The 16,776-nt window shown below is 35.2% G+C and carries 14 protein-coding genes; 7 read left to right on the top strand and 7 right to left on the bottom strand.

The window, feature by feature from the left end:
• Window positions 1-16: 16 nt before the first annotated feature.
• Window positions 17-667, top strand: coding sequence for a YceH family protein (locus tag LUA90_RS16300; protein ID WP_231491743.1), 651 nt, complete (start codon window positions 17-19; stop codon window positions 665-667).
• Here LUA90_RS16300 and fabF read toward each other — a convergent pair whose 3' ends face one another.
• On the bottom strand, window positions 668-1,918 hold the full coding sequence (gene fabF, locus LUA90_RS16295; protein WP_231491742.1) for a beta-ketoacyl-ACP synthase II: 1,251 nt from the start codon (window positions 1,916-1,918) through the stop codon (window positions 668-670). It abuts the gene before it with no gap.
• A gap of 237 nt (window positions 1,919-2,155) precedes the next feature.
• Here fabF and LUA90_RS16290 point away from each other — a divergent pair, with 237 nt between their 5' ends.
• The 3 genes from LUA90_RS16290 (at window position 2,156) to LUA90_RS16280 (ending at window position 4,901) form a co-directional block, all read left to right on the top strand.
• Window positions 2,156-3,067 (top strand): AraC family transcriptional regulator, encoded by a 912-nt coding sequence (locus tag LUA90_RS16290; RefSeq protein WP_231491740.1) that lies wholly within the window; start codon window positions 2,156-2,158, stop codon window positions 3,065-3,067.
• Window positions 3,068-3,149: 82 nt separating this feature from the next.
• Window positions 3,150-3,986 carry an SDR family NAD(P)-dependent oxidoreductase gene (locus LUA90_RS16285; RefSeq protein ID WP_231491738.1) on the top strand — a complete coding sequence of 279 codons (837 nt, stop codon included), beginning with the start codon at window positions 3,150-3,152 and terminating at the stop codon, window positions 3,984-3,986.
• A 69-nt stretch (window positions 3,987-4,055) separates the two neighbouring features.
• Window positions 4,056-4,901, top strand: a complete 846-nt coding sequence (locus LUA90_RS16280; RefSeq protein ID WP_231491736.1) for an SDR family NAD(P)-dependent oxidoreductase — start codon at window positions 4,056-4,058, stop codon at window positions 4,899-4,901.
• A 95-nt stretch (window positions 4,902-4,996) separates the two neighbouring features.
• Here LUA90_RS16280 and LUA90_RS16275 read toward each other — a convergent pair whose 3' ends face one another.
• The 4 genes from LUA90_RS16275 to mutS all read right to left on the bottom strand — a co-directional run bounded on the left by LUA90_RS16275 (window position 4,997) and on the right by mutS (window position 9,313).
• The gene (locus LUA90_RS16275; protein ID WP_231491734.1) at window positions 4,997-5,602 is read right to left on the bottom strand and encodes a thioredoxin family protein; all 606 of its coding nucleotides are present in this window, start codon (window positions 5,600-5,602) and stop codon (window positions 4,997-4,999) included.
• A 7-nt stretch (window positions 5,603-5,609) separates the two neighbouring features.
• Entirely contained in the window at window positions 5,610-6,035 is a 426-nt protein-coding gene (locus tag LUA90_RS16270) for a TlpA disulfide reductase family protein (protein WP_231491732.1), read from the bottom strand.
• 107 nt (window positions 6,036-6,142) lie between these two features.
• Complete coding sequence (locus tag LUA90_RS16265; RefSeq protein WP_231491730.1) at window positions 6,143-6,640, bottom strand: C40 family peptidase; 498 nt, start codon at window positions 6,638-6,640, stop codon at window positions 6,143-6,145.
• Window positions 6,641-6,733: 93 nt separating this feature from the next.
• Entirely contained in the window at window positions 6,734-9,313 is a 2,580-nt protein-coding gene (gene mutS / locus LUA90_RS16260) for a DNA mismatch repair protein MutS (protein ID WP_231491728.1), read from the bottom strand.
• 235 nt (window positions 9,314-9,548) lie between these two features.
• Between mutS and LUA90_RS16255 the strand changes: the two genes are divergently transcribed.
• On the top strand, window positions 9,549-10,610 hold the full coding sequence (locus LUA90_RS16255) for an endonuclease/exonuclease/phosphatase family protein (protein ID WP_231491726.1): 1,062 nt from the start codon (window positions 9,549-9,551) through the stop codon (window positions 10,608-10,610).
• A gap of 12 nt (window positions 10,611-10,622) precedes the next feature.
• Here LUA90_RS16255 and LUA90_RS16250 read toward each other — a convergent pair whose 3' ends face one another.
• Complete coding sequence (locus LUA90_RS16250; RefSeq protein WP_231491724.1) at window positions 10,623-11,489, bottom strand: sugar phosphate isomerase/epimerase; 867 nt, start codon at window positions 11,487-11,489, stop codon at window positions 10,623-10,625.
• A 182-nt stretch (window positions 11,490-11,671) separates the two neighbouring features.
• Here LUA90_RS16250 and LUA90_RS16245 point away from each other — a divergent pair, with 182 nt between their 5' ends.
• Both LUA90_RS16245 and LUA90_RS16240 read left to right on the top strand, forming a co-directional pair.
• The gene (locus tag LUA90_RS16245) at window positions 11,672-13,357 is read left to right on the top strand and encodes a PNGase F N-terminal domain-containing protein (RefSeq protein WP_231491722.1); all 1,686 of its coding nucleotides are present in this window, start codon (window positions 11,672-11,674) and stop codon (window positions 13,355-13,357) included.
• Window positions 13,358-13,578: 221 nt separating this feature from the next.
• Window positions 13,579-14,115, top strand: a complete 537-nt coding sequence (locus tag LUA90_RS16240; RefSeq protein WP_231491720.1) for a hypothetical protein — start codon at window positions 13,579-13,581, stop codon at window positions 14,113-14,115.
• Between the two features lie 180 nt (window positions 14,116-14,295).
• Here LUA90_RS16240 and LUA90_RS16235 read toward each other — a convergent pair whose 3' ends face one another.
• The gene (locus LUA90_RS16235; RefSeq protein WP_231491718.1) at window positions 14,296-16,677 is read right to left on the bottom strand and encodes a glycoside hydrolase family 3 N-terminal domain-containing protein; all 2,382 of its coding nucleotides are present in this window, start codon (window positions 16,675-16,677) and stop codon (window positions 14,296-14,298) included.
• Window positions 16,678-16,776 lie beyond the last annotated feature (99 nt).

Genomic DNA, 16,776 nt, shown 5'->3' with positions numbered 1-16,776 from the left:
TTTCTACTTTTATCAAATGGAAGATTTTAAACCATTACCAGATTTATCAGCAGAAGAACAACGCGTTTTAGGCGCTTTAATTGAGAAAAGCCGTACTACACCAGATTATTACCCGATGACTTTAAATAGTTTAACGGCTGCATGTAATCAAAAAAGTTCGAGAAATCCTGTTGTAAATTATGATGAAGAAACTGTTACGTTGACCTTAAATTCTTTAAAAATTAAAGGATTAATATCAACCGCCACAGGGGGTTCAAGTAGAGTAATAAAGTATAAACATAACCTCGGAATCGTTTATCCCTTACTTCCATCAGCGCTTTCAATATTATGCTTATTATTATTACGTGGTCCTTTAACACCTGGCGAAATCAATAGTAATTCTGGCAGACTTTATGAATTTGATAGTATTGAAGATATTGTAGAACAGTTGCAAAAGCTTTCGGAAGAAGAGCCTGCTTTTGTTAAATTACAGGCTAAAAAACCCGGACAAAAGGAAGCGAGATTTATCCATTTGTTTGGTGAGCAACCAGAAGTTTCTGAACCAGAACATCAAACTGTAGAAAAAACAATTTCCCAACCCAGCGAAGAGTTGGAAAATCGTATATTGAAGTTAGAGCAAGAAATTGAAGAACTTAAAGAATTGGTTAATCTCTTGATGGATAAATAATTATCCGTTAAACTTTTTAAATATTGTGCTGGCTACATGCCCTCCAAAACCGAATGTGTTATTTAAAACATAGTTGATTTCTTTTTTTATAGGCTGAGCGAGTATTATGTTTAATCCTTGTGGGATTTTTTCATCAAGCTTTTTGGTATTTATCGTTGGAGGTATAATTCCATCTCTAATGGCTAAAATACTGATTAAGCTTTCTACAGCACCGGCAGCACCAAGTAAATGCCCTGTCATAGATTTTGATGCGCCAATTGTAACCGGCAAATCGCCAAAAACATTTTTAACGGCAACAAGTTCACTAATATCTCCTAAACCTGTAGAAGTTGCATGCGCATTAATGTAATCGATTTTTTCAGCTGAAATTCCAGCATCGTTTAAAGCTTTTTTCATGCCCAAAGTTGCTCCAATTCCATCGGGAGGCGTACCTGTTAAATGATATGCATCTCCGGCCATTCCGCCACCAACAATTTCTGCATAAATATTTGCCCCACGATTGATTGCATGTTCAAGTTCCTCCAAAATTAAAGCACCTGCACCTTCACCCATCACAAAACCATCACGACTTTCATCAAACGGTCTCGATGCTGTTTCCGGACTATCATTTCTTTTTGATAAAGCCTGAGCAGCGTTAAAACCACCAACTGAAGCTTCTGTGATAGCAGCTTCAGAACCTCCGGCTACCATAATATTCGCTTTCCCTAAACGAATGGTATCAAAGGCGCTAATTATTGCCGTGTTAGATGATGCACAAGCCGAAACCGTACAATAATTTGGACCACGTAATTTATGACGAATGGATACAACACCTGCAGCAATATCCACAATCATTTTCGGAATAAAATATGGATTAAATCTCGGCGTCTTATCTCCTTGATGAAATTCTGCCAGCTGCTGCTCAAAAGTAGATATACCTCCATTACCTGTGGCCCAAATCACACCAACTTCAGCAAGTTCATCGTCTGTCATGCTTGTAAAATCCAAACCTGCATCTGCAATGGCTTGGTCGGTAGAAACTATTGCGTATTGTGTAAATAAATCGTACTTCTTAATTTCTTTTTTATCGATAAAGGATTCTGCATTAAAATCTTTTACTTCTGCGGCGAACTGCGTTTTAAATTTATTGGTATCAAATTTGGTAATCGGTCCAACGCCGCTTTTACCATCCAAAATGTTTTTCCAAAAGGTTTCCACTGTATTGCCTAAAGGCGTTATTGCCCCTAAGCCAGTTACCACTACTCGTTTCATTTTATGCTAGTTTTTATAAAAGTCGTAAAAACACTCGTTTACAACAATGCTGGCAAATATCGCCATTCTGAAAAAGAATGATGGTTTATTTTTTATCATATTAATAAGTGCTCATTAAACCGATTACTCATTTAGTTCAAATTAACACGAATGCTTTCCTAATCCATTCAACATTCACCTTTTAAAAGGAAAATAAATGGCAATAACTTTTAAGTTTGAATTTTGTAACTTTGATTTATGAGCCCAACTGAAACCATTGAAGATTTTTATCAGAAGAAATTTAATTTTTTACCAGAGAACTTGCAAAATGGTGTAGGCCATTTTAATGTTTTTAGGCTGGAAGATTGCCTTCGTGATGACAATAAGCAAATGAGTTACAATCGGCGGGATTTCTATAAAATCGCACTCAATCGCGGGCACAATATTTACCACTATGCTGATAAAAGTATTGAGATAAATGGAACTGCGCTAATTTTCTTCAATCCTTTGGTTCCATACACATGGGAATTAGCGAGCGGCACAAAAGCTGATGTTACTGGTTTTTTCTGCATTTTTACAGAAGCTTTTTTTACCGAAAAAATACGTGGAAACATTAGCGATTTACCCATGTTCGCCCCTGGCGGTAAACCCGCTTATGTTTTAGAGGAAAAGCAAGATGCTCATGTTGCATCCATCTTTTTAAAAATGTTAGAAGAAATAAATACCGATTACATTTACAAATATGATTTACTCAGAAATTATGTTACGGAGATAACGCACTTCGCTTTAAAAACACAACCATCTGAGGCTTTATTTAAACACCCTGATGCAAATTCCAGAATTACTTCTGTTTTTACAGAACTTTTAGAACGACAGTTTCCCATCGAAACGACATCCCAAAGATTTACAATGCGCTCTGCGAAAGATTATGCAGGCCAACTTGCTATTCATGTTAATCATTTAAACAGGGCAATTAAAGAAACAACAGGAAAAACTACTACGCATTACATCACCGAACGTCTATTAAGCGAAGCCAAAGCATTATTAAAGCATACGGATTGGAATATATCTGAAATTGGCTACTGCTTAGGATTTGAAGAACCTACCCATTTCAATAATTTTTTTAAAAAGTTAACCAATCATACGCCTACATCTTACAGGATTGTTTGAATTTCGTAATCATCAGTTTGAATCATGTAATAAAGAAACTGTTTGTCTGCTGTAATTTTGTCTTAACAAAAAGGATAAAATTATGGGAATTAAAAAAGTTTGGTTTATTACCGGCGCATCCAAAGGATTAGGATTAAGCTTAGTTAATCAATTATTAAAAGCCGGACAATACGTTGCGGCCACTTCCAGAAATATAAACGATTTAATTACTGCCGTAAACTCAAATTCTGAAAAGTTTCTTCCATTAGCCGTAAATCTAGGTAATGAATTAAATGTCGAACAAGCTATAAACTCCACCGTAGCTCAATTTGGCAAAATTGATATTGTTATTAATAATGCAGGTTATGGCATTGGAGGCAGTATTGAAGAATTAACTGATGAGGAAACCAGAAACAGTTTTGATGTTAATGTTTTCGGAACCTTAAATGTGATTAGAAAATCATTACCATATTTAAGAGGTCAACGCTCCGGACACATCATTAATATTTCATCAATTGCAGGCATAAATGGTGCAACCGGTTGGGCAATATATTCTGCTACAAAGGCTGCTGTTATTGCACTATCAGAAGTTTTAGCTGAAGATGTAAAATCTTTCGGCATCAAAGTAACTGTTGTGGCTCCAGGAGCTTTTAGAACAAGTTTTTTAACTACGGAATCGTTGGTGTTAGCCAAAAATCCAATTGAAGAATACGAGGATGTTAGAGCCGTACATGCAAGGTATTTAAAAATGGATGGCGCACAAATTGGCGACCCTGAAAAAGCAGCTGCCGCGATGATTTCTTTGGCAAGTATGCCAAATCCTCCTATCCATTTATTATTAGGAAATGATGCATTGCAAAGAGCAACAGCAAAAACTGATGCACTAACAAAGGAATTTAAAGACTGGAAAGCAATAACAATTTCTACAGATTTCGATTAAACAGCAATTATCATCAGAAAAAGAGAAAGAAAGTATAAATAATCAAATATAAAATTTAATATAAAAATCATGGAAAATAAAAAAGTATGGTTCGTTACAGGTGCTTCAAAAGGACTTGGATTAACATTAGTGAAGAAATTATTGAGTATTGGCTATAAAGTAGCTGCAACTTCAAGAAATGTGAATGATTTATCGAAGGCAGTTGGTACACACCAAAATTTTTTGCCGATTGCGGTTAACTTATTGAGTGAGGAAAGTGTGGAGAGTGCTGTAAAGCAAACAATTAGTTTATTTGGTTCTATAGACATTGTTGTTAACAATGCTGGTTATGGAATGCTTGGTGCTTTAGAAGAATTAAGTGATAAAGAATCTCGTGAAAATTTTGATGTGAATGTTTTCGGCTCATTAAATGTGATTAGAAAAGCATTACCACAGATGAGAAAGCAACAATCAGGGCATATTTTTAATATTTCATCCATCGGAGGATTCTCTGGAAATTTCCCCGGTTTTGGAATTTATTGTGCTACAAAATTTGCAGTGGCTGGCTTTACAGAATCATTAGCTGCAGAAGTAAAATCTTTAGGGATTAAGGCTACAGTTGTTGAACCTGGATATTTCAGAACAGAATTTTTAACATCTGGCTCTTTGGCGGTTCCAGCAAATCCGATTGATGCATATAAGGAAGTACGTGATTCTCAGGCAGCCCACCAAAACGAAATCAATAACCAACAACCCGGCGACCCGGAAAAAGGCATTGATGTGATTATAGCAGCTGCAGAAAGTGAAAATGCACCTTTACATCTATTTTTAGGTCCGGATGCTTACCAGGTTGCTCATGCAAAAATTGCAGATGTGCAAAAGGATATGGAAGCCTGGAAAGCATTGGCAACTGCCACAAATTTTGATGAAGCTTAAAGAAACAAAACTAGCTTATTAAAAGAATATACTGAACTGAAGCCGTTTATGGGGCGACCTATATTAATGACGATTTGATTTAAAGGGATAAGAAATTATCCCTTTTTCCATTTTATACTACAACCAACTGCTTTAGTAGAAGAGACTGTAGGTTTTTTACCATTTGACAAATCACTTATAGCATTCTGAACATAGTTAATCTTTTCAGGATTTTCGCCTTCAGAATCATTGTCTATTGCTCCAATATATTCAACAACATTTTCATTATCAGTTTTGCTCAGTAGAAAAACATGAGGAGTTTTTAATGCACCAAATTGCTTGGTTACGATATGATTAGGATCAAATAAGTATGGATGGCCGAAGTTTTTTGTTTTTGACAATGCTTGCATTTTCTCAAAACTTTCTTCAGGAACAGCGTCTGCATCGTTTGGATTAATTGCAATAACTGGAAATCCTTTTGATGCATAAGATGAATTTAATGCAGAAACTCTATCCTGATAAGCTTTAGCAACCGGGCAAGTATTACATGTAAAAACTATGATGAAGCCTTTTGCATTACTATAATCTGCAAGCGAAACAGATTTACCATCTACATTTTTCAATGAAAAATCTTTGACAATATCACCAACTTTATAACCTTCGGTTTGTGCATAGGCATAACATGTAATTAGCATAAAACCAATCAGAAAGAAGTTTTTCATAACAAATCTATTTTAAGTTTAACAAAGCATTATTTAATTCTACTTCTGTAAATTCCTTTTCATAAAAGCGCCGAATCCTTTTATTAACAAATAAAGTTGCCGGTATTGCCCCCGACCATTTCTTATCAATACGCTCAATATATTTTTGTTGGTTGGGTTCGTTTAAAAGAAAAACTTCCGCTTTAATATTATTCTTTACAACAAAAGGAATCACCGCTTTCTCAAGCTTTGATTTAAAATCCAAACTCACCAAAATAACTTTTACTGGTTTTTTCAAATTTGAAATTCTAAGTTTTTCAAAATTTGGTAGTTCTGCAACACATGGTGCACACCATGTTGCCCAAAAATTAACTACATAAGTGGTATCTTTCCCATTCGCAATGCGTTTATCTAAATCATCTAAAGTAAGCAGTTTAACCTGTGCTCCTGCCATGTAAACTATTAAAGATAAGCAAATTATAAAAATTATACGCATAATTTTACACTATAAATTTTAAAGATTTAATCTGGGTTTTCAGTATAGCTGTCTTTAAAAATTACTTAATTAACGGAACCAGATTTTACCAAAACCCGCTGATAAGCCGGCATATTCAAATCATCAACAATAACACCTCTGTTTGTACTTGCATGCACAAAAAAGCCATTATTTAGATATACGCCTACATGATCTACGTTGTTTCCACCGAAAGAAAAGAATACCAAATCGCCTTCTTTTAAATTATCTACGCTTTTACGCTTCACTACATTCGCCTGGTCTCGGGAAATTCTTGGTAAAGTAACGCCATAAATTTCTTTCTGTAGTAAATAAGCAAAGCCCGAGCAATCAATACCATTCTTATCTAATCCACCAAAACGGTATCTAACACCTGTCCAATCAGTAATAAATTTGTAGAGCTGTTTGCTTTTAAGATTCGACATGGCATCAGCCGCTTTCGAGGCCTTTGTATCACTTTTAGTTGTATATTTTCTACTTCCGCAAGATGTTATAACAACAGATAGTAATAAAATCAACCAGAAATAATTTTTCGTTTTTAACATACACTATTTTTTCCCCTCAGATTAATTTTTTACTAAAAGCTAAAACGCAGAAAAATCCCGTGTTTTCGTGGCAAGCTTTAATTTGTGTCCAAACTAATTTTTTATCAACCTTTGTATTTCATCTAACTTTAACAAAGCTTCTACAGGAGTTAACGCATTTACATCCAAATTATTTAATGTATCCCGAATTCTTACCAAAACAGGATCATCAATAGCAAACATTTGCAACTGATAGGCCTGATTTTGAACTTTCTTAATGCTGTCTTTTATGCTCTGCCCTTCTGTGCGGTCAATTTCTAATTTCTTTAAAATTTCATTAGCCCTACCGATTAATTTTGGCGGCATTCCGGCCATTTTTGCAACATGAATACCAAAGCTATGTTCACTACCACCTGGAACTAATTTCCTTAAAAAAATAACTCTGTTAGTCATTTCCTTAACAGAAACGTTAAAATTCTTAATTCGAGGCATGGTATTGGCCAACTCATTTAATTCATGGTAATGTGTAGCAAATAACGTTTTCGGACGAGAAGTTGGGTGTTGATGCAAAAATTCTGCAATTGCCCATGCAATAGAAATCCCATCGTAGGTACTTGTACCGCGACCAATTTCATCTAACAAAATCAAGCTGTTATCAGAAATATTATTTAGAATGCTTGCAGTTTCATTCATCTCTACCATAAACGTACTTTCTCCTGATGAGATATTATCAGAAGCGCCAACACGAGTAAAAATTTTATCAACCAAACCAACATCAGCAGCTTTTGCAGGTACAAAACTGCCCATTTGAGCCATTAAAACGATAAGTGCGGTTTGCCTTAAAATAGCAGATTTACCGGCCATATTGGGTCCCGTAATCATTATAATTTGCTGCGAGTCGGTATCCAGGTAAACATCATTAGTAATATATTCTTGTCCTACAGGTAATTGTTTCTCTATAACCGGATGTCGGCCACCTTTAATATCAAGAACTTTTTCTTTGTTAACAGATGGTTTTACATAATGATTTTTCTCAGCCAGTTGCGCAAAACATAATAAGCAATCTAACTGTGCAATTAAAAATGAATTAAGCTGAATAGGCTTGATGTAACTTGCTGTTTCATACATTAATTCATTATACAAACGAATTTCAATAGCCTGAATTTTTTCTTCGGCACCTAAAATCTGTTCTTCGTATTCTTTAAGTTCCGGTGTAATGTATCGCTCTGCGTTAACCAAAGTTTGCTTACGAATCCAACCTTCGGGAACTTTATCTTTATGCGTATGTGTAACCTCCAAATAATAACCAAATACATTATTGAAAGAAATTTTTAAAGATGGAATACCGGTTGCTTCTGCTTCGCGTTTTTGAATCTGAACCAAATAATCTTTTCCGCCGAAGGCGATTTTACGCAAACGATCTAAATCTTCGTCAACACCATCGTTAATTACATTTCCTTTAATAAGCAATGCAGGCGGTTCAGGCTGAAGTTCTCTTTCAATCCTTTCCCTGATAGCTAAACATGGATTTAATTGGTCGGCAATTTTAATTAAAAACGGATTTTTGGAATTTGCAGCAAGCTTTTTTACTGCTTCGATATGCGTTAAGGCTCTTTTTAGCGCCACCAATTCTCGTGGACCAACACGCTGCAAACCAACTTTTGAAATTAGTCTTTCAATATCACCAATCAGCTTGATATGCGTTAAAAATTCGTGTTGAATATCTTCGTTTTTGACAAAAAAATCAACCATGCCTAAGCGCTCTTCGATTGGCTTTAGCTCTTTTAGTGGCATAATTATCCACTTTTGCAGCAAACGAGCACCCATTGGTGTGCAGGTATGATCTAAAATATCAAATAGCGTAACTGCATTATCATTAGCAGAATTTACCAATTCTAAATTTCGAATAGTAAACCTATCCAACCACATATAACGGTCTTCCTCAATTCTGCTGATGGATGTAATATGTTGCAAATTTCGATGCTCGGTTTCGCCTAAATAATGCAAAACCACACCGGCGGCAATTATTCCGCTTTGCAAACGCTCAATACCGAAGCCTTTTAATGAAGTTACATCGAAATGTTTTGTTAAGGTTTCTTCGGCATAATCAGAAGTGTAAGGCCATTCATCTAAGCCAAAAGTGTAAAATCTATCACCAAATTGTTCTGTAAAAGTCTGTCGTTTCGATTTCTGAAAAATAACTTCAGTGGGCTTAAAGCCTTGCAAAAGTTTATCGATATAATCGCTATTGCCCTGAGCAATTAAAAATTCGCCAGTAGAAATATCAAGAAAAGAAACGCCAATCTGCGTTTTATCGAAAAAAATCGATGCTAAATAATTATTAGATTTTTGATTAACAATATTGTCGCCGTAAGCAACTCCGGGCGTAACTAATTCTGTAACACCACGTTTTACAATAGTTTTTGTGGCTTTAGGATCTTCAAGCTGGTCGCAAATGGCAACCCTTTGCCCAGCCCTAACCAATTTCGAAAGATAATTATCTAAAGAATGATGCGGAAATCCAGCCAGTTCCAAGGCGCCACCATTTGGGCCAGTACCTCTTCTGGTTAATACAATGCCTAAAATTTGAGCGGTTTTAATGGCATCTTCGCCAAAGGTTTCGTAAAAATCTCCAACCCTAAAAAGTAAAAGTGCACCCGGATACTTCGCTTTGATGGCGTTGTATTGTTGCATTAACGGGGTTTCTTTATTCGTATCTTTAGCCAAAACTGAAATTAATTTGCAAAAGCTATAAAGATAGCATGATTATGCATTGTAAGGCTGTTTTGTTGAAAAATCGGAAGATTGTTAGCATTAAAATCTTTGTAACAGATTTTAATATATTTGAGCCTTCAATATCAATAAAACATATTTATTTGTAGTTGGTTTAGCATAAAACTATTTGTAGAAATTTTAAAACCATAAATTCTTGATTCACGATATTCTTTTATACACGAGTGTACTGCTTGTTTTAACAACATTAATCCCGTTTATTCGTCATGATTTTTGGGTGTTCCGTGTTTTTGAATTTCCCCGCTTGCAGAAACTGGTTTTAAACGTAATCCTCATCATTATAATCCTGTGCTTTAGCTTTCCAAGTATCTTATTGGAATATATAATTTTAGGGATGCTTTTATTAAACATTACTTACCTAATCTATCTGATATTTCCCTTTACAAAATTAGGCTCCAAGCAAATTGTTGGTGCTATAAATCCACCAAACGATAACAATTTGAAGGTTTTTATTGCCAATGTTTTTCAAGAAAACCGTAACTCAAAAGCTTACTTAAAACTAATTGAAGCTTGTAATCCTGATGTAGTTTTAATGGTTGAAACACATGAATGGTGGCAGGCGAAAATGGATGTCATCGGAAAGGATTATCCTCATCAGTTAAAAGTTCCAATAGACAATACTTATGGTATGCTATTGTATTCTAAGTTAGAACTTTCGGATAGTTCAGTTAAATATTTAGTTAAGAAAGATATTCCATCAATAGAAACACTTATAAAGCTGCCTTCAGGGCAACTTGTAAAGCTTTTCTGCCTACATCCCGAACCTCCGGTGCCACAAGAAAATCCAAAATCTACGGAGAGAGATAAAGAGATTTTACTGGTTGCAGAGAAGGCTAAAAAATCAGAATATCCTGTAATTGTTATGGGCGATTTGAATGATGTTGCCTGGAGTTATACCACAGAGCTTTTTGGGAAAATAAGTGGGTTGCTAGACCCAAGAAGAGGTCGCGGATTTTTCAATAGTTTTAATGCAAAATACTTTTTTTTAAGGTTTCCATTAGACCATATTTTTTGCTCTTCAGATTTTTCTTTGAGTTCCATTAAGCGGCTACCCAATTGTAATTCGGACCATTTCCCGATGTTTGTTGATTTACAATATAATCCAAAGGTTGAAAAATTAAATGATTCGCCTGTGGCTACAGAAGCAGATTTAGAAGTAGCTGAAGAAAAAATAAATGCCGAGACAGAGGAAGGATAAATTAAACCCCTATCACTTGTAAACTTCGGTTAATTGTTGTGTTAAATACTTAAATGCAAAAGGAATTTCAACTTCCGGATGCTCAATTTTTCCCTCGATAAAAAGATAACCGCTGTAACTAATACGCTTTAAAGCACTAAAATAAGGTTTAAAATCATCTTTCATTACGCCCGGCAGGGTGCGTTTCTCTTTTTCTGCAAGCTCGCAAAAGGCTAGCAGTTTACCTGCTTTTACAATTTCTTCCGGAGATTCATTTTCCCGCATCATGTGAAAAATATCTGCATTTAAACGAAAAGATGGGTTGTTAACTTTTCTAACCACATCAGCTGCATCCCTAACTGTATTAATAAAATTGGTTTCAGAAGATTGAAGATTCTCTAACGCAATGATAACATGATGTTTAGCCGCCAATTTTGCCAGTTCGGCACAAGTTTTAACAAAATCAGACTTTGCTTTTTCTTTATCATAACCTTCCGGGATTGACCTCGCTGATGAACTTCCTAAAATGATGAATTTTACACCAGCTTTGTTCGCTCGAGAGAGCACACCATCGGCATAAGTTAAAACTTTAGCTAAATCTACATCCGGACCAGCAATTTTAATACTACCCGGAAAAAATACATTACAACTCAAAATTTTTGTTTTGGCGTTTCTTATCTTTTCTAAATTTGATTCAAATGCATTAATACTTAAAGCTGGTGAAATCATGTTCGAAACTGATTCACCAATATATTTAAATCCTGCTGCATGAATGATGCTGTCTCTCGAAATTGAAGATACTATTCCCAGTTTCGGAATTTGCTGCGCAAAACTTTTTGATACAAAGGATAAAAATAGTAAACAATAAATACAGCCAATTAAAACATTAATATTCTTCATTTTTTAGGGTTTGATGTTGGTTAGATTATCTAATTTAAAGTTAATTCTCCAATATTCCCGGATGATTCATTTTATCGAATGATAATTATGTAAAATCTTCTATACTTAAGCATCATTTGACTTATTCATGTAGATAAGCCAAAATTCTGTAATATATTTAGCTCGTTAAATCAGCCTAAAAAATGAAATATATTTACAGTCTTTCCTTTATTTTTATTATTCCATTCCTTGCTTTTGCTCAGCAAAAGTTAAAACCAACTGCTAACTATAAAATTACCTATTGGCGTTCGGCAGATGGAAAGCCTAAGGATGATAGAAACCCAGTAATCGTAGTTGCTAAGGCAAACCAGAATTTAATTACTACGGCGTCAATATTTGATGGGCAAGGCCGCTACCCTTTTGAACAAAGTTTAATAGAAAAACCTTCAAACATTCTATTTCAAATTGCCGATTTAAGCAGAAACACACAGATTGCTACTGCTGATAGTACATTGATTTCAAAACAAATAATTGAATTTAGTAATGAAACCAAAGTAATTTTAGGTTACAACTGTAAAAAGGCCACAACCGTTGTTAATTCAAATCGAATAGATTTATGGTTTACCACCGATGCCGGAATAAAGGCTGCACCAACAGTTCTTGGTCAGAATTTAGGCTTAGTTTTAGAACAAGTTAGAAACAGAAACAGCTATTTAACAGCAGCTTCAATACAAGAAATAAAAAGCTCTGATCTAAAGGATTTTAAGGATTCAAAATCTAAATTAACAGATGCGCTAACTTATAAAGATTTGTTATGGAAAAGCCGCTTTACCACACTGAAAATATTTGATAATGAAACCATTAATTTTATAGACAAACCACAATCAAACGATAGTATTTTTAGGTTTGCAGGCGGCACAGTAATCGCTAGAAAAGTAAAATTCCCGTTTATTGAAAATAGCCAAAACGTTTTTGCAGATTTAACAGAACAATCTAATGGCGACGCTTATGACAGAACCGGTTCGGTGTTTATCATCCCAACGGATAAAAAAATTAGCTTGATGGATGCTTTGAAAAATTCTGTTAAAGTACTTCCTGTCTATGATAACGGAAACGGCAAACAATATCAGGGTGTAATTGCTAATCAGGATTTTACACCTGTTGTAGAGTTGATGCGCTTTTTTACGCCTTTTGGGGTTGGCAAATACAATAATTTGAAATTGAAAGGTAAAACCTGGGCTGAACAAGTTTTTTATCGCCAGGATATTTCAGAGCTTTTTCCCTTAATAAATGGCAAGGAAGTTTGGGTTGCCGTATTTGTAGGAAATTACGATAAGGGCGGACATAAGGTTTCTTTAAATATTACTTTGCACAATGCTGGCAGGCAAAAACCTGATAAAGAATTAATTATGCCTTTATTTAATACCACAAACGTAATGGAAATGGCAGGGCAAGAATACGCAACCATGTTTAGTATCGACAAAGGTTTAGAGGTTTCTTTTACATTGGATAAAAATATTAAAAATGCCAGGCTACGTTATATAACAACCGGGCATGGCGGTTGGGGCAATGGAGATGAATTTGTACCGAAAAAAAACAGCATTTGGCTGGATGGAAAAGAAAGCTTTTCGTTTGTGCCATGGAGACAAGATTGTGGCTCTTATCGCCTTTCAAATCCTGCATCAGGAAATTTTGAAACAGGATTATCATCGTCAGATTTAAGCCGCTCAAACTGGTGCCCCGGAACGGTAACTAACCCAAACTTTATCGACCTGGGAGATTTAAAAGCAGGAACACATACAATAAAAGTCTCCATCCCTATGGGCAAAGCAGAAGGCTCGATGACAAACGCCTGGAATGTTTCGGGTGTTTTAATTGCGAAAGAATAATGGTAGTTAAATCTTTATTTATTACAGCCGTGTATGATGTTGTACTACATTTACAACTTTTTTTAAATACTGCAATAACTTCTTAAAGATACTAAAAATTGTAAGGCAGCTTATGCAGAATACAGAATTATTGATACTCAATACTTTACAGAATGTCATAAAAACATTTAGGCCATTTGGACGTATTAATTTGCATTATCTTGCAGGTTAAAATCCCTCTAATGAATATTGCCTTTTTGCTTAACTTGCTTGTTTTTTTAAGTTTCAGTCCACCTGAAATAGATTTGTTAAAAGGCAAAGATTTGTTTGGTAAAACCTCTGATGTAAAGGCCGGATGGCTTGGTTATATAAAATCTAATAAGAGCAGTGTTAGATTGACTAATGTGCCAATGCTTGTTTTAAATAAAGCCGATAATATGTATGCGAAGATAATTTGCGTACCGAAAAAACCATCAGAATGGAATGCAAAATTTATTGGCAAAACTAACCTCGAAAAAGCTTCTATTACCAAAACGTTGGTTACAGGCATTTACAGCCATGCTTTAGGTGCCAACGTATTCAAAATTTTCGCACTGGTAGAAACAATTATACAACCCGAACAAAAATCAGTTGTCAAAAAAGATTTAGTTCAAAAATTCCCTAGTAAGGTTACAGTATATTCTAATTCTGGCAATAATTGGATACAAATTGTAGAGAAAACAATCTATAACAGTGCCGAATATCAAGATTTTCAATACGAAATAGCAAAGAACTATTAAGTATATAATGCAAAAAAGGGCAGTGAATTAACACTACCCCTCCTATAATTGTTTTCTCTAAGAACAATTAATCAATTACCTAAAATTGATTACCTAAAGATATAGTTTATTTTTAAGTTGTTATAAAAATTCTAAAAAAAATTGGTTTTTCTTATGAAGAAACCTTTTGATACTTGTTTATCATAATGTAGAACCCACAGTAAAATCTTGCTCCAATTTCACATTATCAGATGATGATGAAACCATCAAATGATAGGTTCCTGCCTCAACCACCCATTTGTTGTTTTGATTATAGATTTCCAAGTCATCTTTTGATAAAGTAAAGTTTAAAGTCTTTAGTTCACCTGCTTTTAAGGAAATTCTTTTAAACTGTTTTAGTTGCTTCATTGGTAAAACTACAGATGAAGTTTTGCCTTTAAGATATAGCTGAACCACTTCTTCTCCATCCATGGTGCCATTATTTTTTAAATCAAAACTTACTTTAATCGTGTGGCTGTTGGTTTCATTTTTAATTTTAAGGTTTTGATAATTGAAAGTTGTATAACTTAAGCCATAGCCAAAACTATATAAAGGCTTTGCATCAACCTCAAGGTAGTCATGCTTTTCAGGATAGCGGGCATTGTAATAAACTGGTAACTGACCTACCGATTTAGGAATAGAAATAGGTAATCTACCTGCAGGATTGTAATCGCCAAAAATTACATCAGCAATTGCATTTCCTCCCTCCTGACCAGGATACCATGCATCTAGAATAGCCGGAATATGCTCCGAAGCCCAGTTTAAATTTAATGGCCTGCCTTTTATAAGCACTAAAACAACAGGTTTTCCGGTTTTTGCAACTGCTTTTAAAAGTTTAAGTTGGTCGCCTAATAAATCTAAAGTAGACCTGTCAAAGCCTTCACCACTTTCCATATCGCTCAAACCTTTATCAGCTGTGCTAATTTTAGCGGCACCGGTTTCAATGTATTCTGTTTTAAAATCTCTGGCACTAGAGCCACCTAAAACAATTATCACTGCATCAGATTTTTTAGCAATTGATACCGCTTCATCAATAGTGCTGTTGAGCGTATCTCTTATCCCACAACCTTTTACATAATTTATTTTTGTATCTGATGATAATTTATTTTTAATACCTTCCAATACCGTTACTACGTTCTCTTCTGATTGGGGTGCAGTGTAATCGCCAAGTTGGTTGTAAATATTATCTGCATTTGGGCCTATAACCGCAATGTTTTTTAGACTTTTATTCAAAGGCAATACATTGCCCTCATTCTTAAGCAACACTATTGATTCACGAGCTACCCTTCTGGCCAGTTCAATGTTTTCCTTAGTTCTGATGTTATTCTTGGCTTGCTCAACATTAACATAAGGATTTTCAAAAAGCCCCATATTAAATTTTACTCTTAATACTCTACTTACCGCCGTATCTAAAGTTTTTGTAGAAACTTTTCCCGCTTTTACAGCATTGCGAAGTGCCTTTCCATAACCTACGCCACTTAAATCAGCATCTAAACCAGCATTGATAGAAAGTGTAGCAGCATCGGTTGCATTTGCAGCAACATTATGGTTTGACATTAGTCCGGAAATGCTATTTAAATCAGAAACTACAAAACCTTTAAATCCCCATTGGCTTCTTAATAAATCATTCAATAAAAATTCATTTGAAGAACACGGAACACCATCAATAGAATTATAAGCAGTCATAACCGATAAAGCTCCCGCTTTAACAGCAGCTTTAAATGGTGGCAAATAAAACTGATTTAAGCTACGCATGCCTACACTTATGCTTCCACCATTATGACCGCCTTCTGGTGCGCCATAAGCAGCAAAGTGTTTCAATGTAGCCACAATATTTGCACCACTTTTAATGCTATTACCCTGAAAACCCTTAACCATCGCCTCGCCCATTTTGCTGTTTAAAACATGGTCTTCCCCATAAGTTTCTTCCACTCTAGACCATCTGGGTTCTCGGGCTAAATCTAACACCGGACCATAACCAACATGTCCACCTTGTAAACGGGTTTCTGAGGCAATCACTTTTGCCATTTGGTTAATCAAATCAGGATTAAAAGTACTTGCTTGCCCTATCGAAGTTGGAAAAACTGTAGTACCAATTGCCATGTGCCCGTGTGGGCATTCTTCAGAAAGTAAAATTGGAATACCTAAACGGGTATTTTCCAAGGCATATTTCTGGATAGCATTTGTAGCTTTAGCAGCCAGCTCTGGATTCAACCCGTTTAATAATGTCTTTTTTGTCCAGGGGTCTGCCCTTAAAGTTGCCCATAGCATTCCGGTATGCTCTGTTTTTAATGATTTTTTAAATTCATCGCTTACCTCAATATCATTACCCGTTCTGGCGTACATTGGCCAGCCTAAGGGCATAGAAATTTGTCCAACTTTTTCCTCAATATTCATACGCGAAAGCAAATCTTTAATTCTGCTTTCAACATTGGCCTTCGGATTTTTATAAATGGGTATGCTGTTTTTAGTTTGGGCAAAAACGCTGGTGCAAAGTATGGCTGAAAAAAATATACTGCTAAACCACTTCAGGTTTGTTTTCATGTTTACGAACTTTTGTTGGGATTTTAAATCAAAAACTACTCACGAAATAATTTTGACACATAAGTATAAACAAATTAATCTATACCTTCCAAAAGCGAT

The organism is Pedobacter sp. Leaf170, from assembly GCF_920984665.1.
In the GTDB taxonomy this organism is placed as follows: domain Bacteria; phylum Bacteroidota; class Bacteroidia; order Sphingobacteriales; family Sphingobacteriaceae; genus Pedobacter.
The sequence above is the reverse complement of the archived record's forward strand: the minus strand, read 5'-3'. Positions and strand labels throughout refer to the sequence as shown.